Here is a 22,656-nt window from a genome sequence, read left to right as displayed (position 1 = left end):
TACGAGAAAAGATGAATGGCTGAACAGCGACCAGAAAAACTCTCCGCAGGCTCGGGTACCGCGGAGGCGGCGCGTGCGACCCGGCGGCTCGACGCGCCGCGCATGTCAGGGCCGAGCGTTCATATGTCGCTCGCCGAAGATATCGGGCTCAGGATCGTGCGTGGCGACTATCCTCCGGGAACGATCCTGCCGAACGAGGCCCAGTGGACGGAAATCTTCAATGTAAGCCGAACCGCTGTCAGGGAGGCGATCAAGATATTGATGGCCAAGGGGCTACTCGCATCGCGTCCAAAAATCGGCAGTTGGGTGGAGCCGAAGGAGCGTTGGAACCTGCTCGACCGCGACGTCCTGAGTTGGTACGCACACTCGCCGGATCGGATCCAGTTCCTCAAGACCGTACAGGAATTTCGTCACATCATCGAACCGGAAGCCACCGCCCTTGCAGCGATCCGCCGCAGCGAAGAACAGATGGCCGAAATCACCGAGGCACTGAGAGACATGGGGCAAGCGACAACGCTGCAGGCTCGCACCCAAGCTGACACGCGCTTCCACCTCGCGATCCTGCGCGCTTCCGGAAATGACCTCCTCATTCCGCTCGGGACGTTGATCGAATCCGCACTCAACCACCTTTTCCTGCTGGTAACCCGGAACGACAGCACCCTCGTCCATGCCCTTAGGCTCCATGAGAACATCGAGAAAAGCATTCGGCTTCAACGCCCGAACGCGGCCCGTAACGCCGTAAGGCGACTTTTAGCGAACACCGATGCACTCATTGCGCATTCAGAGCGCAACATGTGAGCTCAGGGCGCGCCGCACGTCGTCGTGAACAAGCTACCCATGCGGTGGACCGGCTAAGGCCCCCCGCGCAGCGTCAGGCCGAGGATCGCGATCGTGACAGCCTTTTAAGGCTCGTGGCGTTCACGCAAATTCCGCGTATCGCGCGACATTGTGCTGCAACAACGCGAGCATCGTGTCGCGCAACGGATCTCGCACCGCTTTCATCCAGGCGGCTGAGAGGGGTAGTCGATGCATCGGCGATCCCGATGGATGAGCGAGCGGGATGTAGCTCACACCTGATACAGCAAGTTTCGAGGTCCAGCGTGGAACGATGGCGGACCCGATTCCGGCGGCAACCAGATTGATTATCGTCTGCTTTTCATCGGCTATTTGTGCGACGCGGGGACGCATGTCAAAGTCCGCGAACAATCCCATTGTGAGGTCATGACTGTGCGGTCGCGAGCGGCGTTCTGGCACGATCAATGGCTCTTCCGCCAGATCCTGGACGGTAATTTCGGACCGTCCAGCAAGAGCACTCCCCATTGGTACCGCAACAACTGCCGTTTCATGAAACAGCAACTGCACATTCAGAGTGCGGCTGATCCCATCGCGAGGACGGATCAGAACAAGGTCGAGGCGCCCGGCCAGCAGTTTCGGAATAAGCCGGACAGACTTGTCTTCAATGATCTGGGTAATGACATCAGGCGCCGCCTCCCGAAAATCCTGCAAGAGCAACGGTAAGAGACCGGCGGCAGCACTATCGATCGCGCCGATGCGCAGTATGGCGGACGGCCTGTGTCGGGCTGCACGAAATTTTTCGGCGACTTCGTCAAGCCGCCCCAGGAGCGGCCGCACTTCTTGCAAAAGCGACACGCCGTCATCGGTCAGGCTCACGCTTCGGGTTGTTCTACTCAACAACTGCGTTCGCAATGATTCTTCCAGTAACCGGATGTGCCGGCCGAGCGAAGCAGGCAGCATGCCCGTCTTCTGGGCAGCTCTTCCAAAGTGCAGTTCTTCGGCGACCGCGACAAAACACCTGAGCTGTTCGAGCTCCACCCCCACGCCCTCCATTATATCAATAAATTATATAATTGCATGAACCTTCATGCGCAGGAAAGGAGAAACTAACCTTCCCGACAAGCGCGAGAGGACGCGCCGGGTTCGAACATAGGGAGGAGCTTGTTTTGACGAGCGACCTGGAGACGCGCGTATTGCGCAAAATCACATGGCGCATCGTGCCATTCATCATGGTTCTCTACCTGATCGCGTTCATCGATCGCGTGAACATCGGCTTCGCGTCTTTGACGATGAACCAGGACCTTGGATTTTCATCGACCGTCTTCGGCGTGGGCGCGGGCATCTTTTTTCTCGGCTACTTTCTTTTCGAGGTGCCGTCGAACCTCATTCTCCACAAAGTCGGCGCCCGCATCTGGATTGCCCGGGTGATGATTACTTGGGGCCTGGTATCGGGTGCGATGGCGCTGGTCCAAGGCACGACGAGCTTCTACACCCTGCGCTTCTTGCTGGGCGTGGCCGAAGCTGGGTTCTTCCCAGGCATCATTCTTTATCTGAGCTATTGGTTTCCTGCGCGTCGCCGAGCGGCGGTCACCGCGATGTTTATGGCAGCTGCTCCGCTTGCAACAGCCATCGGGTCGCCGATTTCTGGCGCCCTTCTTGAGATGCACGGCATCTGGGGCCTGGCCGGCTGGCAGTGGATGTTCATCATCGAAGCTGTTCCGGCGGTAATCTTCGGTGTGGTCGTATTGTTTTTCCTGACGGACCGACCGGAAAAGGCAAAGTGGCTTACCGACGACGAGCGTGCTTGGCTTGTGAAGACCATGGAGCAGGAACAGGCCGGCAAGGTGAAGGCAAGCCACGGCATCTGGGCAGGGCTCGCTGATGTAAGGGTCCTTGCACTTTCGCTCATCTACTTTGGCACGTCAGCAGGTCTCTACACGCTCGGAATCTGGGCACCACAGATCATCAAGAGCTTTGGCCTTTCGTCTTTCCACGTTGGTTTGATCAATTCCATTCCAGCTGTTTTTGCTGTGATCGGCATGATTGTCTGGGCACGCCATTCCGACAGGACCGGCGAACGCACTTGGCACGTTGTCGGTGCCTGTCTGCTGGCTGCCGCGGGCCTTGTCTTTGCAACCGGTGCGACGACTGTGTTTGCCGTGATGATCGCCCTGACGCTTGTGAACATCGGGATCAGCGCCTCCAAGCCGCCGCTGTGGAGCATGCCGACGATGTTCCTCTCAGGCCCGGCCGCAGCCGCTGGTATCGCCACCATCAATTCATTGGGCAACCTCGGCGGCTTCGTCGGCCCCTCGATGATCGGCTGGATCAAGGACACGACAGGGAGTTTTGCCGGTGGTCTCTACTTCGTCGCGGCACTGCTCGTGATTTCGGCAGTGGTCACTCTGATCCTTGCTCGCGGGGCCTCCCGCGAGGCCACTCGGACGGCTTCCATTCAACATTGAAATCCAGATTGGAGAACAACAATGCGCGAGTACAAAATTGCAGCGATACCGGCCGACGGAATTGGCCCGGAAGTGATCGCAGCGGGTCTTCAGGTCCTTGAGGCGCTGGAGAAGCGTAGCGGCGACTTCAAGATCCACTCCGAAACCTTTGACTGGGGCTCGGATTACTACAAAAAACATGGCGTCATGATGCCGGCCGATGGTTTGGAGACACTCAAGAAGTTCGACGCAATCTACTTTGGTGCGGTTGGTGCGCCGGATGTCCCCGATCACATCACGCTCTGGGGCCTGCGTCTTCCAATCTGCCAGGGCTTTGACCAGTACGCCAACGTCCGACCGACCAAGATACTCCCAGGAATTACTCCGCCGCTGCGCAACTGCGGGCCAGGCGACCTGGACTGGGTCATCGTTCGAGAAAATTCCGAAGGCGAATACTCGGGCCACGGCGGTCGCGCCCACAAGGGGCTGCCGGAGGAAGTTGGCACCGAGGTTGCCATCTTCACACGCGTCGGCGTTACCCGCATTATGCGCTACGCCTTCAAACTCGCCCAGTCGCGGCCGCGCAAGCTCTTGACCGTCGTCACCAAGTCGAACGCGCAGCGGCATGGCATGGTCATGTGGGACGAGATCGCAGCCGAAGTTTCGAAGGAATTCCCGGATGTGACCTGGGACAAGATGCTAGTCGACGCGATGACGGTGCGCATGACGCTGAGGCCGGAAAGTCTCGACACCATTGTAGCGACCAACCTGCATGCCGACATCCTGTCGGATCTCGCCGGCGCCCTTGCTGGTTCCCTCGGCGTCGCACCGACTGCCAATATCGACCCGGAGCGTCGCTTCCCATCAATGTTCGAGCCGATTCACGGCTCAGCTTTCGACATCACCGGCAAGGGCATCGCCAACCCCATCGCCACCTTCTGGACGGCCGCCCAGATGCTCGAACATCTCGGAGAAAAAGACGCTGCGACAAGACTGATGACGGCTGTCGAACGCGTCACCGAGGCAGGCATCCTCACCCCTGATGTCGGCGGCACCGCCACCACACAGCAGGTGACCGATGCCGTTTGCGAGGCGATCGCCGGCTCAAACATCCTCGTTGCTGCCGAATGACCTTTAGCGATACATCCGCCCGCGATGCGCTGCGTCAAATGTTCGACGCAGCGGTCACCAGCGCGGATCCGGTTAGAGTGGTGTCAAACCACCTACCCGATCCGCCCAAGGGCCGCTGCATCGTGATCGGAGCCGGAAAGGCTTCGGCTGCGATGGCGGCGGCACTCGACGCCGCATGGAGCGACGTTGAACTTTCCGGACTAGTCGTGACGAGGTATGGCCATGCAGTTCCTGCCGGGCGCATCGAAATCGTCGAAGCGGCCCATCCGGTCCCCGACGCGATGAGCGTTGAGGCGGCGACACGTATCCTTGAGAAGGTCCGCGACCTTGGGCCGGACGATCTGGTCATTGCCCTGATTTCAGGCGGCGGTTCCGCTTTGCTGGTTGCTCCAGCCGGCAACATGACGTTGGCCGACAAGAAGGAGGTCAACCGGATGCTGCTTGCCAGCGGTGCGACGATCTCGGAGATGAACACCGTTCGAAAGCAGCTTTCAAACATAAAAGGCGGACGGCTCGCGCAGGCAGCATATCCTGCAAGGGTCGTCACGCTCGTGATCTCCGACGTGCCGGGCGACAACTCTTCCGAAATTGCCTCGGGACCCACTGTCTCCAACGATACGGGCGTTGTCGAGGCTCGCGAAATCGTCGCGCGCTACAAACTCGCTCTTCCACCGGAAGCGATCGCCGTTCTCGACGGTGGCGGCTCCGCGGCGGTGAGCGCCCCGATCAACGCAGAAACGCGGCTGATAGCCTCGCCGTCCACAGCCCTGCATGCGGCGGCACAAGTTGCGCAATCTCACGGGATCCGCCCCTTGATCCTTGGCGATGCGCTTGAGGGAGAAGCGAGAGAAGTCGGTACAGTCTTTGCCGGCATCGCGCTCTCCGCGCGCGACAAGGGCTTACCGGTTGCGGGACCAGCCGTGCTCCTGTCGGGCGGAGAAACGTCCGTGTCCTTGCCGAAAGGCTCGACCGGACGTGGCGGCCGCAACACCGAATTCCTGCTGAGCCTTGCGATTGGCTTGAGTGGTGCAAATTCGATCTGGGCAATTGCCGGAGACACAGACGGTATCGACGGTGTCGAGGACGCTGCGGGTGCTTTCGTCACTCCTGACACCCTTACCCGTCTGCAGCAGGTCGGCATTGCTCCGCGCACCGCGCTTTCACAACATGACAGCTACACCGCATTCAAGGCGATTGGCGACCTTGTCGTCACCGGGCCAACACTCACAAACGTCAATGACATACGCGCAATCCTGATCGGATAGAAATCATGCTCCCACGCAGCAACCGCAAGGCCAAGATCGTTGCGACGGTCGGGCCGGCTTCAAATTCGCCCGAAACGCTCAAATCGTTGTTCCTCACCGGCGTCGGACGGACCTTCAAACTGTCATCGTCAGCGGCCTCCCGTTCGCGACTGAAGGCAGCACGAATAATCTCCGTGTCGCTCAGATCGGGAAAGCATGATCCTCGAAGCGGGTCGAGCCACCGCTGAGAACCGACGAGTTGGCCGGGAACGCGCGGCCGAGACGTCGACAGGCTCCTTTTTTGGCGGTGCGCGCCTGGATAGTTCGGGCTTCAATCAGCAAGGCGGCGCTGGGTATCGGCATCAAAAAGATGCATGCTTCCGGGAACAAAGCTCAGTCCGACCCGGTCGCCTGCTCTTGCTACCGATCGGCCATTGAAGACCACCGACAGCTCGGGCGTGGTCGCCATTGTCAGAAAGCACGTCGCACCGGTCGATTCGATCATTGCCACTGGTGCTGAGAGAATGCCCTCATCGGCTGCCGCAAGTTCGATATGCTCCGGACGCAAGCCGACGCTCAAGGCCTGTCCTGGCTGCACCGTCCGGTTAAGGGCGATCGTTTGTTTGGTACCGACATCGAGGATGATCGAGCGTCCGTCCGGACCGCCGACCGCGGGCAGGAAATTCATGGCAGGAGATCCAATGAAGCCGGCCACGAACTTGTTAGCCGGCCGGTCATAAAGCTCAAGCGGACTGCCCTGTTGTTCGATGACGCCGTCACGCATGATGACGACATGGTCCGCCATTGTCATCGCTTCCACCTGATCGTGCGTGACATAGACCGACGTGGCGCCCAGCCGATCGTGCAGCGCGCGGATTTCTTTGCGCATATGAACGCGAAGTGCGGCATCAAGATTGGAAAGCGGCTCGTCGAACAGGAACGCCTTGGGGTGCCGGATAATCGCCCGGCTCATCGCCACGCGCTGCCGTTGACCACCGGAAAGCTCGCGCGGGTAGCGCGCCAGGAGATGCGTGAGCCCGGTGACGGCGGCAACTTCATGTGCCGCCTTCTTGCGTTCGGCCTTGGCAACGCCCCTGATGCGTAGGCTATAAGTCAGGTTTTCCTCAACCGTCATGTGCGGATAGAGCGCGTAGGACTGGAACACCATCGCCACATCGCGCTTGCGCGGCGGCACTGCATTCATCACCTCGCCAGCGATCTTGAGCGTACCGGACGATATGCTCTCCAGGCCCGCCAGAGACCGCAACAACGTCGACTTCCCGCAACCTGACGGACCGACGAGAGCTGTAAAGCTGCCTTTGCGGATCGAAAGCTCGATGTCCTTCAGCGCATGGTAGGCACCATAATACTTGTTGACGTTCCTTAGTTCGATCTGGGCATTCATTTGAGCGCTCCCGAGGTAAGACCAGAGACGATGCGGCGTTGCAGGAGGACGAAAATGGCGAGGATCGGCGTCACGTAGATCGCCGCGTAGGCCATGATATTGTTCCATTCATTGGTGTTTGGCCCCATGAAGGAGTTCAACCCCACGCTTGCCGGTTGCAGCTCGACGGCCTGGATCATCGATTTCGAATAGACGAACTCGCCAAAGGCCTGCATGAAAATCAGGATCGCACTGACGAGGATGCCGTTGCGTGCGAGCGGCAGGACGATATTGAAGAATGCGCCGACCCTGGAGTTGCCGTCGACAAGGGCTGCTTCCTCCAGTTCCTGTGGCACGCTCATGAAGGTCGCGCGCACCAGGACGACGAAGAACGGCATGCTCTTGGCCGCAATCGCCAGGATGACGGCAAGCCGCGGATAGTTGAGCAACCCAACTTGCGAAAAGCCCACGAAAATCGGCGTAACCATCAGCGACGCCGGAAGGACCTGCAACATGAGGATGAGGAAGAGCCCGATATCGATCCAGATGTTGCGATAGCGCGCCAGCACGTAGGCGCAGCCAACACCAAGCACGGTGATGACGCTGACCGCTCCGCAGGCGATGACCAAGGAGTTCCAGATGTACCGGCCCATGTTCCGGCTCTGCCACACGTTGCCGAAGATTTGCCACTGGGGATCGCTCGGCCAGAAGGTCGGCGGAGTGGCAAACATCTCCGACCCCGATTTGATCGTGGTGATGTACATCCAGTAGAGTGGGAACAGATAAAGGCCGGCGAGAATGATCGCGATTGCGAGAAGCAGGCGATCCCGGGATACATTGCTCATCCGCGCACCTCATGCCGTGTCGAACGCACGTAGACGACAGAAGCGATCATCACAAAGACGATCATGATCACCGAGATCGTCGCGCCCTTGGCGAAATCGTACTGCCGGAAAGACAGATCCCAGGCCCAGTATTGCGTGACGTTGGAGGCATTGTTCGGCCCTCCGGAGGTGATCGAGGCGAAAAGATCGAACTGCTGCAGCGTGAAAATGAGCCCGAGCGCGATGATGGCCCCTATGGACGAGCGCATCATCGGCAGCGTGATCGTCCAGAAGCGTTGCCAGACATTGGCACCATCCAATTCGGACGCCTCATAAAGGTCCCGCGGAATGGCCGACAGACCGACGGACATCAGGATCATGTTGAAGGAGGTACCGAGCCAGATATTCGCGATTATGACGGCCCAGAGCGAGTAACCGGGATCCGAGCGCCAGAAGATATTACTGTCGATGAGGCCCGTTTCCCTCAGTATGAAGTTGAGCACGCCAAAATCACCCGACAGGATCCAATTCCAGATCGCGCCAACCACGAGGCCAGGCATCACCCAGGAAACCAGAAACAGACCCCGCACCCACGAGGCGCCTGGAAAATTTGTCCAAAAGAACAGCGCCAGTCCAAAGCCGACGAGGAACTGACCGGCGATCGAGGCGACGACGAAAGTCGCGGTATTGGCCAGGATCGGCCAGGTTTCCGGCTGGGCGAAGAGATCGCGGTAGTTCTTGAGACCGACGAACGGGCGCCAGAAGCTGCCGAGGCTGAACATGTCCACCTCCTGGAAGCTCATGGCGATGTTGTAGAGCAGTGGCAGGCCGGACAGGGTTAGCAGGAAGGCGAGCGGCAGGCTCACGAGGCCGATATCGAAGCCGCGGCCGTCGATGATGCTGGATAGAAGGCGTTTCATGAGCTCCTCCGCCGCCAAGGCCTCAGCGCATTTGGGCTGACGCAGCTTGGCCTGCAAACTAGACAACCAGAACCACGCCGGCATAGCCGGCATGGTTTTTGCGGGTTTCCGTCCCAGCGCCTCAATGCGATCGAGCGCTTGCGGAAGGCGGCCCGGCTCTCCGGTTCAGGCGGGATGCCTCTAGGCCGCCTTGGCCAAGACTTTAGCCCAGGACTGCCTTTATCTTTTCAGCAGCCTGGTCGAGTGCTTCCTTCGAGCTCATCTGTCCCGTCAACGCTGCCTGGATTGCATCCTGGATTGCCTTTGAGATCTTCGGCCATTCCGGGTGCGGGCCGCGCGGCTTTGCGTATTTCAACTGCTCATTGAAGACCTTAAGGGCCGCGTCCTTGAGCGGCACGCCAGTCTCCGGAATAGCGATGTCGGAACGGGCGGGAAGCTGGCCGAAGTCCTTGAACATGCGATCGTCCTGCGAGACGAAGTACTCGAGCACCTTGAACGCTTCGGCAGGGTGTTGCGTGTTGGAGAATATCGCCCAGTTGAAATCGCCCATGGCCGACGAACGCTCCGCACCGAGCTCAGGCACGGGCAACAGAGCGACACCCCAGTCGAACTTCGCCTCCTTGACCATCCGGTCGAGCTCCCACGGGCCGGAGATGACCATGGCGGCGTTGCCGGAGTTGAAGGTACCGGTCGAATCCCACTGTCCGCGGGTGAGCGTGTCCGGCGACGCCAGCTTCTCCGTAATGATGGTCTTCCAGATGTCGAGCGCCTTGACGGCGCCATCCGAATTGATGTGCTCGTAGCCACCACCGGCCATTTGGGCCCAGGGGAGAAACTGGAAGGTCCCCTCCTCGTTCGCCTTAGCTGAAAACGCGATCCCATAAACGTTGGCCGCAGGGTCCGTCAGCTTGCGAGCCGCATCGACGAGTTCGTCCCAGGTTTGCGGCGGCTTGGAAGGATCGAGGCCCTTCGTCTTGAACATGTCCTTGTTGTAGTAGAGCGCAATCGTGTTCGTGGCCTTGGGAAGACCGTAATTCTTGCCATCCCACATGGTGGAGGCAAGCGGGCCAGGGAAATAGGTCGACGTCTTGACCACCGTCGACTTGGCGATCATATCGCTGAGATCGAGGAACGCGCCGCGCGACGAAAAAAGCGCATGCTCAGGATTGTCGATAGCGATGATGTCGGGTGCCTGCCCGGTCGAATAGGCGCGCATCGCCTCGCTGACGACGTCGTCAAACTGGATCTGGCGGTACTCGACCTTGATGCCAGTGTTCAGCTTGTTGAAGTCCGAAATCAAGTTCGGTGCGGGTTGAATATCGCGATCGAGCGACCAGACGCTGATCGTGACATCCTCCGCCTTGGCGGTGAGGCCGAATAGAGAGACACCTGCAAGGGCGAGCGCGCCCAGGATTGCGGATCCGCGGATAGCCATTTTCTCCTCCTTTGATTATCCCCGAGCCGGCATCCTCCATGCCGGCCAACATGCACGTCTCAGACCGGATCGATGACGAAGTCGCCGCCCCGGCACGTTTTGAGGTAATTCAGGCCGTGAACCTGGCCGGTCATCTCCAGATCGTCGCGATAGACCGGGTCATGCCAGCCTTCGATATCGATCGAGCCGGACCAACCAGCCAGCCGAAGTTCGGAGATCACGTCGGTCCAGTTCGTGTCGCCAAAGCCGGGCGTACGCATGAAGACGAATTTCTCTTTGCCGAAGATCCCGTGTTCACGGATGACGTCCCAGCGGATGGTCGCGTCCTTGCCGTGCACGTGGAAGATCTTGCTTGCCCATTTGCGGATCTGCGGCAGCGGATCGATCAGATAGACCATTTGATGGCATGGCTCCCATTCGAGCCCGATGTGGTCGTCTGGCGTCTCGTTGAAGATCAGTTCCCAGGCATCCGGATTATGCGCGATGTTCCAATCGCCGGTATGCCAGTTGCCGTCCATGGCACAGTTCTCGAATGCAATCCTTACGCCCTTGTCGGCGGCACGTTTCGACAGCTCGGACCAGATTTTCCTGTAACGCGGCAGGCTGTCGGTCAAAGGCTTGCCGCGAAGGCGGCCGGTGAACCCGGCAACGCAGGTCGCGCCGAAGTGGTGGGCATTGTCGATGCAGTCTCGCCAGCCCTGCAAGGTCTCTTCGTCGATCGCGGTCGTCTCCAACGGATTGCCGAACATGCCGATCGTGGAGATGGTGATGTCACGATCGCCGACCGCCGCCACGCAACGCTTGCCGAGGTCGGCGAGGTCCTGGCCATTCGTCGTTTGCCAGAAGAAGGGCTCGAAACTCTCGAAGCCCATGCCCGCGATCTGGGCGATACGCCTGTCGGCACCGCCCTTCGTGGCAGAGATCATCGTGCCAATACGGATGGATTTGCTTGGGTTGATCAAAATAGGCTCCCTAGGCTGCAATGGTGACGCGTTTGCCATCCCGCGCGCTGTCGATCGCGCCGAAGACCATGGCAAGGCTCTTGATGTTGTCGCTGCCGTCGGTTTCCGGCACGGTTCCCGCGTCGATCGCGCGGATGAAATTCTCGATCACGCTGGCATGCCCGTTCGTATCGGCGAGATCTTCGGTATCGGGCACCGCAACCGGTTCAACGGTGCGCATGAAGCCCTCCTGACCCGTAACGACTTTGGCGTCAAAGCGATCGCCGCCATCCCAAAGCAAGGTGCCCTTCGAACCGGTGATGCGCCACGCGCTCTCCCAACTGGTGTTGGCACCCTCAGCGCACCAGGAACCGCGATAGGTGAAGGCGACATTGTCGGAGAACTCGAAGATCGCATTGGCGGCCGCGCCATGGCGATACCAGGAGCCCTTGGGATTGTATTCGTGGCAATAGACCGCGAGCGGGTCCTTGCCCGACATGAAGCGCGCTGCATCGAAGGTGTGGATGGCCATGTCGAGCAGCAAGACATTGTCCATCTGCTCGCGAAATCCTCCGAAATGCGGGCCGAGGAAGAAGTCGCAATGCAACGCCGTCAGCTCACCGAGAACGAGCGACTCGATGAGGCGGCGTATGCGCCGAACACCGCTGATGAAGCGACGGTTTTGAACGATCGCATGGATCCGCGAGGCCGCTGCAGCAAGTCGACGCAATTCGCGTGCCTCGCCGAGCGAGGCGGCCATGGGCTTCTCACTCAAAACGTGGCAACCATGCGCAAGTCCGGCGGCCACCACCGCACGGCGTGCGGCCGGAACGACGATGTCGAACAAAAGATCTGCGCGGCTCTCGCGAAGCACGGTCGGCAGGTCCGTTCCGATAACGATGCCGCCAAGGTTAAATTCGGTAGCGAGCGCCTCAGCAGTCGCCTGATCGAGATCGACGAGGCCAACGATCTCGACTTTCACGCGAAGAAGTTCGCTCTCCGTCAGCGCCCTCAGCCAGCCTTTGGCCATAGCTCCGCACCCGCACAAAACGGCCCTGTATCGCACGTGATTTCCTCCAAGAAACGGAAGCAGCAACTCCTCAATTGGCTTCCGTAAACGTTTACGATACTATGCGGCAAAGGGTTTTTATGTCAAGAGGTGTGAAAATGACCAGTCGCGGGTCTGGGGAGGAACGCGGAAAAATGAAGGGGATTCGCGAGCTTGCCGAACACCTCGATATCTCGATCGGGACAGTATCCCGGGCGCTGAACGGTAAGCCCGACGTCAACGAAGAGACCAGAAAAAGGGTGCTCGAAGCAGCCGAGTCCCTTGGTTATGTCGCCAACCAATCGGGCCGTGCGCTCCGCAAGGGCGCGACCGGCGTCATCGGCTTCATGATGCAGACCGGCTCCGAAATCACCGGCCAGGGGGACACATTCTTCATGAGCGTCTTCGACGGTGTCCAGACCGTCTTTGCTCGTCACAAGCTCGACCTCGTCGCCCTGCTCTGCTCCTCTGAGGAGGATCCGAACGACTACTTGAAGCGCGTTGTCGCGCGCGGTTTTGCCGACGGCATCATCCTTTCCGCAACAAGGCGACACGATGCCCGCTTCGAGCTGTTGTCCAAACGCAAGATCCCGTTCATCACGCTCGGACGTAGCCTGACAGATGTCGGTCAACCCTGGCTTGATCTGGATTTCGAGGGCATGGCTGAGGCATCGATCGATCGGCTGGTTGCGCACGGCCACAAGCAAATAGCGATTACGCGGCCGCATGACGACATGAACCTGGGCTATGTGTTTGAAGATCAGTGCCGCGCGACCCTGGCCCGACATGGGCTTCACCTCGACGAGCGTCATGTGTTCCGCTCAACCCCGAACGAAGCGGGAGGGTATCAAATCGCCCGGGAACTGAGTGCGCTTGAGACCCGTCCGACGGCGATTGTGCTCATCAACGAAGCAATCACTGTCGGCCTTTATCGCGGACTGGTGGAAGCCAGCATAAAGCCCGGACGGGACATGGCGATCATCGGTCGTCAAAGTCCGCATTCGCAATTCCTGTCGCCCCGATTGACGGCTTTCAGCCTGTCCCTACGCGATCTTGGCATAGCACTTGCCGAATCCCTGCTTGGTACGATGCCGGCCTTTGCCGACATTTACCCGGTGAGATCTGCGCGGTTCCTCTGGCCCATGACGCTCGTCCCGGGTGAGAGCGACTGATCGACACGTTTGCTGACACTTTCGGCGAAGGCCATCATCAGCGGACCGACGCCCTTGGGATCGTCGCTCACCAGCCGTTCTGCGAGGTAGTAGCCGGGCGTACCGTCCCTGTACGTGCCTTCGAAGCCTCCGAGACCTGCAACGCCGACGATCGTCGTCAGCCTGGTTATGCCCTGGGCGTCGGCAATGAGCCGCATAGAGAGCAGAGCGTCGAGTGCGCGGCGGCCGGCCGCGATTGTCTCTGACGCTCGATCAGGTTCGACGAGCCCAAGGCGTGCGGCGCGGATCAGCGCATAGGCAAACATGGCGGAGGCCGAGCTTTCCTCGTAGTTGCCTTCGAGGTTCGGTGCGTCAAGCACCTGCATCCAGAGGCCAGACGATGTCTGCCGCGCCATGAGTTCCCCCAAAAGCTGGCGTGCCCTCAGCCGATGAGGACCGGAGATTTCGTCGTCAGGTAGAAGCGCCAGCGCATCCACGAGCGCCATCGCCAGCCAGCCAACAGCGCGTGCCCACACGGCAGGCGATTTGCCTGTCTCCGGATCGGACCACAGCTGTTTTCGGCTGTCGTCGTAACCATGAACATAGAGGCCGGCCGGGGTCGCCGTTAGCGAAAGCGCCGTCGAAAATTGCCGAAGGGCGTCAGTAACAAGCGCCGGCCTATCCGTGGCCAGCGCATATTCGATTTGAAACGGCAGGCCCATATAGAGCCCATCGAGCCAGACCTGGTGTGGGTAGCGCTTCTTGTGCCAGTAGTTGCCCTGGGGGATGCGCGGATGGCTTTCGAGTTGACCAGCCAGATGTTCTGCCGCCGCGAGATAGCGGGCGTCGCCGGTATCCCTGGCCAAGGCAAAGAGCGATCGTCCGGCGAGAATGTGGTCGATATTGTATTCTGTGGGATCGTAGCCGAGGAGTGAGCCATCGGGCCCGATTTGCCGATCGGCCAGCCGGTGAAGATGGTCCATCCAACGTTTCTCGCCCGTCGCCTGAAACAGCAGCTGAAGGCCTCGGTAGAGGCAGCCGTCTTCGTAACACCAGCTCCCGCCCTTGTAGGGACTGTAGCGATGCGCGAACTGGTCGAAATAGTCGGTCGGGTTCATGGGATCTCTCACTCGAAGTGCGTTGATATCGCGGCGGTGCTCAGGAGCGCCGGCTCGTCGCAATCGACGTCCGCTTGTTCCGAGACGATCGTTTCATGCCGCATCGGTCGGATCCCGTCGGCCATGACAGGAGGAGCGGCTGTGGCCTCGTAGTTGAAGGAGACGATCTTGAGCCGACGAATTTTGATGTTGCGGATTGGGGCCTCCGGCAGGCCAAGGAAGGTACCGGCGACATGGGCCAACTTCCGGATCTCGACATCCTCGATCGTGACGCCGTCGATGACAGGCGTGCCCACATCGACTGGAGCCGGCTGGCGGGATTGCACCCAGGCGTCGTGGCCGTCGGCATCGCAATGGTAGTGTGCGTTGGCAGAAAGCGCGGTCTCGACGCCGTCCATAAGAACGCTGCGCATAGCGATATCGGTGATCGCTCCACCACGCCCGCGCCGCGTCTTAAGGCGCAGGCCGCGATCTGTACCGACCATGGCGCAATTCTCGATCGAAACGTCGTGCACGCCGCCAGACATTTCCGAACCAATGACGAGCCCCCCGTGGCCACGCTCCATCAAGCAGTGGCTCACCCGCACGCCACGCGTTTCGCTCAGATGGTCATCCTCACCATTTGGGCCGCGTTTGCCGGCCTTCACGGCGATGCAATCATCCCCGACGGAAAAGCGCACGCCGGTGATTGTCACGTCGCGACAACTTTCAGGATTGAAGCCATCGGTATTTGGGCTGTCGAACGGAGCGGAAATGAATAATCCTGCCGCCGTCAATCGCCTGCAACCCTGCGGGTGGATCGTCCAGGAGGGCGCATTGCGGATGGCAAAGCCAAGGAGCTGCACATTTGAGCAGGAAACGAGATGAAGGCCGCGCGGGCGGCGTGCACCGTCACGCGTTTCTTTCGGCCAGGTCCACCAGTCGCCCCTATCGCCGGAACCGTCGAGCGTGCCCTGCCCCTCGATTGTCAGCTCTTTCACGCCAACGGCATGGAGCGGAGCTGCGAAACAGTCGGCCGGAAGGCCTTCCCAGCTCCCCAACATCCGGCCGGACGCGTCACGGGCGGGCAGGATGGGCCATCCGCGCCGCACCGACGGCGCTCGCAAGACCGCCCCTTGGGAAAGGTGGAAAGTCATGTGGCTCTTGAGTTTGACCGGAAATGCCGTCCAGACCCCAGCCGGCACCCTCAACGTACCGCCCACAGGAACCGCAGCAACGGCCTCTCTCAAAGCAGCCGCATTCCGGCGGGCACCGTCGAAATCCTCGGGAAGAACATCAAGGACAAGACCAAACTCGGCGGCGTCGACGAGCCCCGCGCAGGACGGGGTGTCAAACTCGACCGCTTCAAACCCTTCCGCTTCGAAGCAGTAACGTGCGCGAGGTTGAAGCTCGTGCAGCAGAGGCACAGCAAGGGAAGTCTCTCCCTGCCGCATCTGATTGTCCCCGTCGGACGAGGAAAGGCGCCACTTCGCTGTCGCCGGCAGGTGGTATAGTGCTCCGCGTGCCGGCAGGCAAAACGCCGCCGTTCGCGCCGACAGCGCGATGATGGATGGCCGGGTCATGATCTCTCTCGTGTAGGCTTCCCGCAGGGCGCAGGGACGCCCGCCGCGACAAGCAACGGCGGGCAGTCTTAGCGATCAGTCAAACTTGGCGAGAACGTCGTTCACCGTATCGATGATCTGTTCTGCCGCCTCCTTGGCATCGAGTTGCCCGTAGGCGTATTCCTCGAGCGTATCGATGAAGGCGGCGCGGATCTCTGGGTGTTCATTGAACGGCGAAACCGTCGGCCCGCCGGCGGCCAGCACGATGGCATTGGCGGCGCGCACCTCGGGCTCGCCCTTTTCGCCAAGGCGAGCGGCAGCGGCCTTCGACGCCGGCAGGCCGCGAGAGGTACCGAGTGCATCGATCCCCTCCGGCTCGTTCAACAGGCAGTTGACGATTTGCGCCGCAGCCGCTGGGTCCTTCGAATTCTTCGAGATCGAGAACACCATGGAGGGCTTGCGATAGACGCCGTCCGTTACCGCATCAGCAAGCTTGAGCATCGGCACGGGCGTCAACACCTGACCGTCCTTCAACGGATCGGCATACTTGGAATAGGTCGAATCCCATTCATAGGAACCGGCGACCTTCCCCTCGGCCCAAGAGGGTTTCTCGAACAGATTGACGTTGCCGTCGGCGGCCTCTTCCTTCTGGGAGCGAATGGCGCCGGTCTCGACCAGCTTGCCGAGGAAGGAAATGCCTTCAGCCAGCTCCTCAGGTGTCCAGGCGACACGGTTGGTCTCAGGATCGACGAGATCCTTTCCGGTCTTCTGGACGACGGCCAATGTCGTTAGAAGTTGCGCGGTCTCCTTGACGGCGTTGAAGGTGTAATAGTCCTTGCCAAGCTTCTCCTTAATCGTTGCCGTCGTAGCGAAGAACTCATCCCAGGTTTTCGGGATAGGCACCCCGGCCTTCTCGAAGGTCGTGGCGTTGAAGAAGAAGACGCGACCGGTGGTCGAGACGGAAAGCCCCTGCAAGACGCCGTTCATTGAGCCCGCCGCGAGATCGGCTTCGCTCCAGTTGGAAAGATCGATCGCCTGGAGCGTCCGCAGGTCCGCAAAACCGTCACCATTTTTCGAAAACAGCGGTAGCCACGGCCAATTGACCTGCACGATATCGGCCTCGGTCTTGCCGGCCATTTGGGTCGTTAACTTTTCGAGGTAGCCGTCAAAACCAGTGAACTCGCCTTTGACGGTATGGCCATATTTTTCACCGCAAGCTGCGATCGCCTTCTGGGTGGCAACGTGGCGGCTCTCGCCGCCCCACCACGCCATGCGTAGCTCAGCGGCGTGCGCTGCCGTGGCGAGCGCGAGAGCGCCATATGCAACGCTGGCGAGCGCAGCGATCTTTACTGTCATTCTCATTGGTTTCTCCTCCTTGAAATTGAACGACGCATCGCCTCCTCAAAGCGACACGTTGCGGCCATCGGTCTTGTCGAAAACATGAAGCTTTCTGGGGTCCGGGCGCAGCCGGATCAGATCAGAGCGGCCAAGAGCCTCGAATTCGGCGGCGCCCACTACACTCACCAGCTTTCGACCCTCGAGATCGGCGTGAAGGTAGACTTCATGGCCCATGAACTCGGCATTCGTGAGTTTCGCTGTGAACGCAGGGCCGTCGGTGGCGAGTGAGAGGTGCTGCGGGCGCATGCCGAGCACCGCCTCTGCCGGCCTCGCCAAGAGCCTTGCTTGAAGGTTGGAGCCGAGCGGCAGGCGCTGGGTCCCGATCGAAAGATGCCCGTCGACAAGTTCGGCATCGACAAGGTTCATCTCGGGGCTGCCGATGAAGCCAGCGACAAAAAGGTTCGCCGGGCGATTATAGAGCTCCTTCGGCGCGGCAACCTGCATGATGTGGCCCGCCTGCATGACGCAGATGCGGTCGCCCATCGTCATCGCCTCGGTCTGGTCGTGTGTCACGTAAATGACCGTTGAGGATAAGCCTTCGGCCTTGAGCTGGCGGTGCAGATCGGTGATGCGGACACGCATCGAGGCACGCAGCTTGGCGTCGAGGTTGGACAGCGGCTCGTCGAACAGGAAGACGCCGGGCTTCTTGATCAATGCACGCCCAAGCGCCACGCGCTGGGCCTGGCCGCCGGAGAGCTGCTTCGGCAACCGATCGAGCAACGGCTCGATTTCAAGGATCTTGGCTACGTGAGCGATAGCCGCGTCGATCTCCACCTTCGGCTTGCCGGCAATCTTCAACCCGAAGGCCAGATTGCCGCGCACTTTCATGTGCGGGTAGAGTGCATAGTTCTGGAACACCATTGCGATGGAGCGTTTGCCGGGCGGCAGGTCGTTAACCCGCTGGTCGCCGATCACGACCTCGCCTCCCGAAATCTCCTCGAGCCCCGCGACCATGCGCAATGTGGTGGACTTGGCGCAGCCAGAGGGACCGACGAAGACCATGAACTCGCCATCCTCGATATCGAGATTGATCCCGTGCACGGCCTTGAATGCGTTGCCATAGACCTTTTCGAGGTTCTTCAATTGGACCTTAGCCATGTTCAGCCTTTGACTCCCCCAGAGGAGATCCCTTCAATGAAGTACCGTTGCGCAGCGAAGAAGACGACCAAGGCAGGCGTGATCGTCAGCACCGACATTGCGAGAATGCGGTTCCATTCGAAGGCTTCGGTGGTGTCGATGGAAAGTTTGAGCGCGAGGCTCACGGGATATTTGTCGACCGATGACAGGTAAATCAGCGGTCCCAGGAAGTCGTTCATGGTCCACATGAACTGAAACAGGCAGACAGAGATCAGCGCCGGCGCGAGCATCGGCACGACGATGTAGACCAGCGTCTGGAGACTGTTTGCGCCGTCAACACGAGCGGCCTCTTCCATATCCGCCGGAAGCGAGCGCAGGAACTGCACCAGCATGAAGACGAAGAAGGCATCGCCCGCAAAGGCGGAAGGTACCCAGAGCGGCAGGAACGTGTCGAGCCAGCCGAGATCGCGAAAGAGAATATACTGCGGAATGCGGGTTACAACATTTGGCAGAAGCAGGATGGCAATGACCGAACCGAAGAGGATCTTCTTCAGCGGAAAGTCGAACCTTGCGAAGGCATAAGCCGCCATCGTGCATGAGATCGCCGTACCGATGACCTTCGGCAGAATGATCAGGAAGGAATTCCAGAAGAACCGGCCGAACGTATAGGGCGTCGACGTCTGCCAGCCCTTTACATAGCCGTCAGCCGTCGGATTTGCCGGCATGAAACCAGCACCAGAAAAGATCTCCGAATTCGTCTTGAAACTCGCGCCTACCAGCCAGATCAGCGGGTAGAGCATGACGAACCCAACGGAAAACAGAAGCACATAGCGAACCGCCGTGGAGATCAGGCGGACCCTTGCCCTGCGTGCAGCCACGCGATCGTTGAGAGATTGAAACTCGGTCATCTCGTCAGCTCCTCTTGTCGCCGGCGTAATAGACCCACTTCTTGGAGGACCAGAAGGCAACAAGGGTCAGCACAGTGATGATGGAGAAGAGCACCCAGGCGATAGACGAGGCGTAGCCCATGTTGAACTTCTTGAAAGCCTCGTCATAAATGTAGAGCGGCAGCAGATAGGTCGCCTTGAGTGGACCGCCCTGGGTGATGATGTAAGGGCCGTTAAACTCCTGGAACGCCTGAACCATCTGCATGATCAAGTTGAAGAAAATAACCGGCGTTAGCAGCGGTAGGGTGATCCAGAAGAAGGTGCGCACTTTGCCGGCGCCGTCGATAGCGGCCGCTTCATAAAGTGACTTGTCGATCGATTGAAGGGCGGCAAGAAAGATCACCATGGCCGAGCCGAACTGCCAGCAGCGCAGCAGCGTGATGGTGAAAAGCGCATTCACGGGATCGCCGAACCAATCGACGGGCGCGATACCAAGGGTCGAAAGCGCCATGTTCGCAAGGCCCTGCGAAGCGAAGACATAACGCCACAAAACGGCAATCGCGATCGACCCCCCAAGGATTGAAGGCACATAGAACGCCGTTCGAAAAAGGCCGATGAATTTCAACCTATGGTTTAGAATTGCAGCGATGAAGAGCGCAAAGGCGAGCTTCAAAGGCACGGTAATGAACACGTAAAGCAGCGTTACGTTCAGCGACTTGATGAAAGTCCGGTCGCGGGTAAACAGCCGCTCGTAGTTGGCGACACCTGTCCAGCGCGGCTCGCTCATCAAGTCGTAGCTCGTGAAGCTGAGATAGAATGAGCCGATGAACGGAATGGCCGTGAAGATCAAGAGGCCGATAATGTAGGGCGCCAGATAGCTAAGCCCTAAAAGACGATGCCCTTTCATGCCGGCCCTCCCGGACGGCACTGCAGAGCGGCCATTTTAGATACGGTTTCGTACAAATTACGCTCCCGGAACGGCGCAGACAGGCGCAGGCTGTAGCCTCTTTCCCGTCCGCTGACCGATCTCCTCCCAGTTCGATGCGGTGCGTGCATGCATTTCTGCGATGACATTCACGTATTTTTGTCACAGAATGAATTCACAAAGGCGAGGAAAAAGATGGACGAAATTGAAGGTGGAATTCTCTCAGCTATTCCACCGGCGGCGCTGACGCTTAATCTGACCCGCGCTGCTATCCGGATGGAGCATTCGCAGACTTGGCGCATCGACAAGTCGAACCCGGTCGACGACCTCGTCATCTGCCTTGAAGGGCGCGGCCACTATCTGGTCGACGGCGAGCCACGCGTGATGGAGCCGGGTGATGCCATGCTGATTTCGCGCGGCCAGCGCTTCATCGGATGGAGCGAGGGACCGGAGACGTATCTTGGCCTCGCCCAGCATTTCACTCTTGATATTTACGGCCGCCACAACCTGGTCGAGCAGATGGATTTGGTGCCGAAGTTGAGACTGGCACGGTGGGGGTTGCTTGAGCCGTTGGCGCGCCACTATCGTCAAAGCGCGCCGCCCTCTTCCGTGACGCTTGGCCAGCACCACCTGTTCATGGTTCTGTTGATCGCTTTCATCGAGGATGCGTTCATCGGGTGGCGAGACCATGCCACCTACCAGCCCGAGGGGGCAGACGCGATCGATCTCGCTGTCATGAAGGCCGCAACGATGATCTCCGCCAATCCGCTCGACCCGGATATTGCGACGAAAGCGGTTGAGGCATCACCCTACAATCGCGATTATTTCCTGCGGGAATTCCAAAAGCGCGTGGCGCGCACGCCGCGCAAGTACCAGGAACTGAAACGCATGGAGCGGGCGATGCACTTTCTCGAAGCAGGGCTTTCGGTTTCCTCTGCGGCCGCGGAAGTCGGCTATCCCGACCCCTACTACTTCTCACGCATGTTCAAGCGAACTCTGGGTCTCAGTCCACGCGATCACATGAAAAGGGTTCGCCAAAGCCGAGATGGCGGCCTCATGCACCTCGACGAGCGCGAACAGGCCCTGGTACTTGCCGACGGGCTTGCGGCCGACTAGCTCGAAGTGTGTTGGCGCTAAGCCGGACAGACAAGCACCCATGTGTCTCGCCGCGATGATGTGGGAGAACATACCCGGCAATTTCGGACATGGCCCTGGTCGGCGCGCATGTCAACAACACTCTCATGTCTCGGGCATCTTGAACCTGGCGAGCGCGTCACGATCGATCTCGATGCCAAGGCCGGGTGCATCGGGGATGGCAACGACACCGTCGACCGCCTCGATCGGCGCCTTCAGCACCGCCTGTCGGAACGGGTTTTCCGTCCGGTCGAACTCCAGGATCGGCTCGATCGGGTTGACCCGCACCGGATCCGGCGTCATCGCCGCCATGAACTGCAGCGCGGCAGCGATATGCACGCCCGTGCCCCAGACATGCGGCACGATGCGAACGCCGTGCAGCGTCGCAAGGCTCGTGATCTTCGCCATCTCGGAAAAACCGCCGCAGCCGCAGAGATCCGGCTGCAGGATGTCGACGGCACGGCTTTCGATCGCCGGCCACATGCCATAGCGGCCATGCCAGGTCTCGCCGCCGGCAACCGGGATCGGTTGGCCGGCCCTGACCGCGCGATAGGCGGAAAGCTGTTCCGGCACGACCGGCTCCTCGAACCAGTCGATGTCGTAGTCGGCCGCCGCCTTGCCAAGCCGGATCGCCTCGGTGACTGTGTAGCCATGGTTGGCGTCAATCATCAGCCGCATCTCGTCGCCGATCGCCTCGCGCACGGCACGGATGACCCGCAGATCGTCCTCGATGCCGAAGCCGATCTTGATCTTGCAGGCATGGAAGCCTTGCGCCCGGCGCTCGGCCATCTCCAGCGCATTGTCGGAGACCCGGTCGACGCCATCGCGCTTGAAGCTGCCGGTGGCATAGGCGCGCACGCTCTCGCGCCAGCGCCCGCCAAGCAGCATGGAAACGGAGGCGCGATAATGTTTGCCCTTGATATCCCAGAGCGCGATATCGATGCCGGAAAGGGCGGTGACCGCAAGCCCGCGCTGCCCCTGATCGCGCAGCGCGTTGTAGAGGATCGCCCAGAGCTTTTCCGCCTGGCGCGGGTCCTGGCCGATCAGCCAGGGCGTGTACGCCGCAACCACCGCCGCATTCGGCCGCGCCGGGCCGAGGCACTCGCCCCAACCGATCGTGCCGTCGTCGCACTCGATCTCGACCAGCACATGGGCGCGACGGTCAAAACGCATGGAGGCGCTTTCGAACGGCACGGCCAGCCGATGTTCGAGAAGGTGGGTGCGGACGGCGACGATCTTCATGGGCTATCCTCGCAAAA

General features: G+C 60.0%; 20 protein-coding genes. 6 read left to right on the top strand and 14 right to left on the bottom strand.

Features of this window, described 5'->3' with window-relative positions:
- Positions 1 to 15: 15 nt before the first annotated feature.
- Complete coding sequence (locus tag IB277_RS30695; protein WP_060584407.1) at positions 16 to 798, top strand: FadR/GntR family transcriptional regulator; 783 nt, start codon at positions 16 to 18, stop codon at positions 796 to 798.
- 120 nt (positions 799 to 918) lie between these two features.
- Here IB277_RS30695 and IB277_RS30690 read toward each other — a convergent pair whose 3' ends face one another.
- The gene (locus tag IB277_RS30690; protein ID WP_034798776.1) at positions 919 to 1,833 is read right to left on the bottom strand and encodes a LysR family transcriptional regulator; all 915 of its coding nucleotides are present in this window, start codon (positions 1,831 to 1,833) and stop codon (positions 919 to 921) included.
- Positions 1,834 to 1,961: 128 nt separating this feature from the next.
- Here IB277_RS30690 and IB277_RS30685 point away from each other — a divergent pair, with 128 nt between their 5' ends.
- Genes IB277_RS30685 through IB277_RS30675 form a run of 3 tightly spaced genes read left to right on the top strand, consistent with a single transcriptional unit; the run spans position 1,962 to position 5,635 of the window.
- Complete coding sequence (locus tag IB277_RS30685; RefSeq protein ID WP_192372460.1) at positions 1,962 to 3,260, top strand: MFS transporter; 1,299 nt, start codon at positions 1,962 to 1,964, stop codon at positions 3,258 to 3,260.
- A gap of 21 nt (positions 3,261 to 3,281) precedes the next feature.
- Entirely contained in the window at positions 3,282 to 4,370 is a 1,089-nt protein-coding gene (locus IB277_RS30680; protein ID WP_034798686.1) for a tartrate dehydrogenase, read from the top strand.
- Positions 4,367 to 5,635, top strand: coding sequence for a glycerate kinase (locus IB277_RS30675; protein ID WP_192372458.1), 1,269 nt, complete (start codon positions 4,367 to 4,369; stop codon positions 5,633 to 5,635). Before IB277_RS30680 ends, IB277_RS30675 begins: the two co-directional genes overlap by 4 nt.
- A 310-nt stretch (positions 5,636 to 5,945) precedes the next feature.
- Here IB277_RS30675 and IB277_RS30670 read toward each other — a convergent pair whose 3' ends face one another.
- The 6 genes from IB277_RS30670 to IB277_RS30645 all read right to left on the bottom strand — a co-directional run bounded on the left by IB277_RS30670 (position 5,946) and on the right by IB277_RS30645 (position 12,184).
- On the bottom strand, positions 5,946 to 7,019 hold the full coding sequence (locus IB277_RS30670) for an ABC transporter ATP-binding protein (protein ID WP_060644523.1): 1,074 nt from the start codon (positions 7,017 to 7,019) through the stop codon (positions 5,946 to 5,948).
- A complete protein-coding gene (locus IB277_RS30665) occupies positions 7,016 to 7,843 on the bottom strand; it encodes a carbohydrate ABC transporter permease (protein ID WP_034798680.1) in 828 nt (275 codons plus the stop codon). The genes IB277_RS30670 and IB277_RS30665 overlap by 4 nt, the downstream gene beginning before the upstream one ends.
- Positions 7,840 to 8,742 carry a carbohydrate ABC transporter permease gene (locus tag IB277_RS30660; protein ID WP_060584395.1) on the bottom strand — a complete coding sequence of 301 codons (903 nt, stop codon included), beginning with the start codon at positions 8,740 to 8,742 and terminating at the stop codon, positions 7,840 to 7,842. Before IB277_RS30660 ends, IB277_RS30665 begins: the two co-directional genes overlap by 4 nt.
- A gap of 202 nt (positions 8,743 to 8,944) precedes the next feature.
- Positions 8,945 to 10,177: a sugar ABC transporter substrate-binding protein gene (locus IB277_RS30655; RefSeq protein ID WP_192372456.1), complete on the bottom strand. Its 1,233-nt coding sequence runs from the start codon at positions 10,175 to 10,177 to the stop codon at positions 8,945 to 8,947.
- A 59-nt stretch (positions 10,178 to 10,236) separates the two neighbouring features.
- On the bottom strand, positions 10,237 to 11,139 hold the full coding sequence (locus tag IB277_RS30650) for a sugar phosphate isomerase/epimerase (protein ID WP_034798673.1): 903 nt from the start codon (positions 11,137 to 11,139) through the stop codon (positions 10,237 to 10,239).
- Positions 11,140 to 11,149: 10 nt separating this feature from the next.
- Complete coding sequence (locus IB277_RS30645; protein WP_082936614.1) at positions 11,150 to 12,184, bottom strand: Gfo/Idh/MocA family protein; 1,035 nt, start codon at positions 12,182 to 12,184, stop codon at positions 11,150 to 11,152.
- Positions 12,185 to 12,321: 137 nt separating this feature from the next.
- Between IB277_RS30645 and IB277_RS30640 the strand changes: the two genes are divergently transcribed.
- The gene (locus IB277_RS30640; RefSeq protein WP_060516773.1) at positions 12,322 to 13,338 is read left to right on the top strand and encodes a LacI family DNA-binding transcriptional regulator; all 1,017 of its coding nucleotides are present in this window, start codon (positions 12,322 to 12,324) and stop codon (positions 13,336 to 13,338) included.
- On the opposite strand, the gene IB277_RS30635 is transcribed toward IB277_RS30640, so the two are convergent.
- The 6 genes from IB277_RS30635 to IB277_RS30610 form a co-directional block, all read right to left on the bottom strand.
- A complete protein-coding gene (locus IB277_RS30635; RefSeq protein WP_192372454.1) occupies positions 13,275 to 14,435 on the bottom strand; it encodes a glycoside hydrolase family 105 protein in 1,161 nt (386 codons plus the stop codon). The genes IB277_RS30640 and IB277_RS30635 overlap by 64 nt on opposite strands.
- A gap of 8 nt (positions 14,436 to 14,443) precedes the next feature.
- Positions 14,444 to 15,997: a glycoside hydrolase family 28 protein gene (locus IB277_RS30630; protein WP_060609430.1), complete on the bottom strand. Its 1,554-nt coding sequence runs from the start codon at positions 15,995 to 15,997 to the stop codon at positions 14,444 to 14,446.
- Positions 15,998 to 16,072: 75 nt separating this feature from the next.
- The gene (locus IB277_RS30625) at positions 16,073 to 17,338 is read right to left on the bottom strand and encodes an ABC transporter substrate-binding protein (protein WP_060584383.1); all 1,266 of its coding nucleotides are present in this window, start codon (positions 17,336 to 17,338) and stop codon (positions 16,073 to 16,075) included.
- Positions 17,339 to 17,377: 39 nt separating this feature from the next.
- Positions 17,378 to 18,472: an ABC transporter ATP-binding protein gene (locus tag IB277_RS30620; protein WP_060584381.1), complete on the bottom strand. Its 1,095-nt coding sequence runs from the start codon at positions 18,470 to 18,472 to the stop codon at positions 17,378 to 17,380.
- A gap of 2 nt (positions 18,473 to 18,474) precedes the next feature.
- Positions 18,475 to 19,359, bottom strand: a complete 885-nt coding sequence (locus IB277_RS30615) for a carbohydrate ABC transporter permease (RefSeq protein ID WP_060516781.1) — start codon at positions 19,357 to 19,359, stop codon at positions 18,475 to 18,477.
- A 4-nt stretch (positions 19,360 to 19,363) separates the two neighbouring features.
- Positions 19,364 to 20,245, bottom strand: a complete 882-nt coding sequence (locus IB277_RS30610) for a carbohydrate ABC transporter permease (RefSeq protein WP_060584380.1) — start codon at positions 20,243 to 20,245, stop codon at positions 19,364 to 19,366.
- A 213-nt stretch (positions 20,246 to 20,458) separates the two neighbouring features.
- On the opposite strand from IB277_RS30610, the gene IB277_RS30605 reads away from it, so the two are divergent.
- Positions 20,459 to 21,379, top strand: a complete 921-nt coding sequence (locus tag IB277_RS30605) for an AraC family transcriptional regulator (protein ID WP_060609433.1) — start codon at positions 20,459 to 20,461, stop codon at positions 21,377 to 21,379.
- Between the two features lie 123 nt (positions 21,380 to 21,502).
- On the opposite strand, the gene IB277_RS30600 is transcribed toward IB277_RS30605, so the two are convergent.
- A complete protein-coding gene (locus tag IB277_RS30600; protein WP_192372452.1) occupies positions 21,503 to 22,639 on the bottom strand; it encodes a mandelate racemase/muconate lactonizing enzyme family protein in 1,137 nt (378 codons plus the stop codon).
- Positions 22,640 to 22,656 lie beyond the last annotated feature (17 nt).

The sequence above is a fragment of the Ensifer sp. ENS07 genome (assembly GCF_014852185.1).
Classification (GTDB): Bacteria; Pseudomonadota; Alphaproteobacteria; order Rhizobiales; family Rhizobiaceae; genus Ensifer; species Ensifer adhaerens.
Note: the sequence above shows the minus strand (reverse complement) of the source record. Positions and strands in the feature narration are given on the sequence as shown.

What these genes read in the sequence shown, in the direction of transcription:
- IB277_RS30630 (WP_060609430.1), bottom strand. Translation starts at nt 15,997, where the DNA reads ATGACCCGGCCATCCATCATCGCGCTGTCGGCGCGAACGGCGGCGTTT.
- IB277_RS30670 (WP_060644523.1), bottom strand. Translation starts at nt 7,019, where the DNA reads ATGAATGCCCAGATCGAACTAAGGAACGTCAACAAGTATTATGGTGCC.
- IB277_RS30640 (WP_060516773.1), top strand. Translation starts at nt 12,322, where the DNA reads ATGAAGGGGATTCGCGAGCTTGCCGAACACCTCGATATCTCGATCGGG.
- IB277_RS30615 (WP_060516781.1), bottom strand. Translation starts at nt 19,359, where the DNA reads ATGACCGAGTTTCAATCTCTCAACGATCGCGTGGCTGCACGCAGGGCA.
- IB277_RS30620 (WP_060584381.1), bottom strand. Translation starts at nt 18,472, where the DNA reads ATGGCTAAGGTCCAATTGAAGAACCTCGAAAAGGTCTATGGCAACGCA.
- IB277_RS30675 (WP_192372458.1), top strand. Translation starts at nt 4,367, where the DNA reads ATGACCTTTAGCGATACATCCGCCCGCGATGCGCTGCGTCAAATGTTC.
- IB277_RS30655 (WP_192372456.1), bottom strand. Translation starts at nt 10,177, where the DNA reads ATGGCTATCCGCGGATCCGCAATCCTGGGCGCGCTCGCCCTTGCAGGT.
- IB277_RS30660 (WP_060584395.1), bottom strand. Translation starts at nt 8,742, where the DNA reads ATGAAACGCCTTCTATCCAGCATCATCGACGGCCGCGGCTTCGATATC.
- IB277_RS30665 (WP_034798680.1), bottom strand. Translation starts at nt 7,843, where the DNA reads ATGAGCAATGTATCCCGGGATCGCCTGCTTCTCGCAATCGCGATCATT.
- IB277_RS30680 (WP_034798686.1), top strand. Translation starts at nt 3,282, where the DNA reads ATGCGCGAGTACAAAATTGCAGCGATACCGGCCGACGGAATTGGCCCG.
- IB277_RS30695 (WP_060584407.1), top strand. Translation starts at nt 16, where the DNA reads ATGGCTGAACAGCGACCAGAAAAACTCTCCGCAGGCTCGGGTACCGCG.
- IB277_RS30600 (WP_192372452.1), bottom strand. Translation starts at nt 22,639, where the DNA reads ATGAAGATCGTCGCCGTCCGCACCCACCTTCTCGAACATCGGCTGGCC.
- IB277_RS30625 (WP_060584383.1), bottom strand. Translation starts at nt 17,338, where the DNA reads ATGAGAATGACAGTAAAGATCGCTGCGCTCGCCAGCGTTGCATATGGC.
- IB277_RS30605 (WP_060609433.1), top strand. Translation starts at nt 20,459, where the DNA reads ATGGACGAAATTGAAGGTGGAATTCTCTCAGCTATTCCACCGGCGGCG.
- IB277_RS30635 (WP_192372454.1), bottom strand. Translation starts at nt 14,435, where the DNA reads ATGAACCCGACCGACTATTTCGACCAGTTCGCGCATCGCTACAGTCCC.
- IB277_RS30610 (WP_060584380.1), bottom strand. Translation starts at nt 20,245, where the DNA reads ATGAAAGGGCATCGTCTTTTAGGGCTTAGCTATCTGGCGCCCTACATT.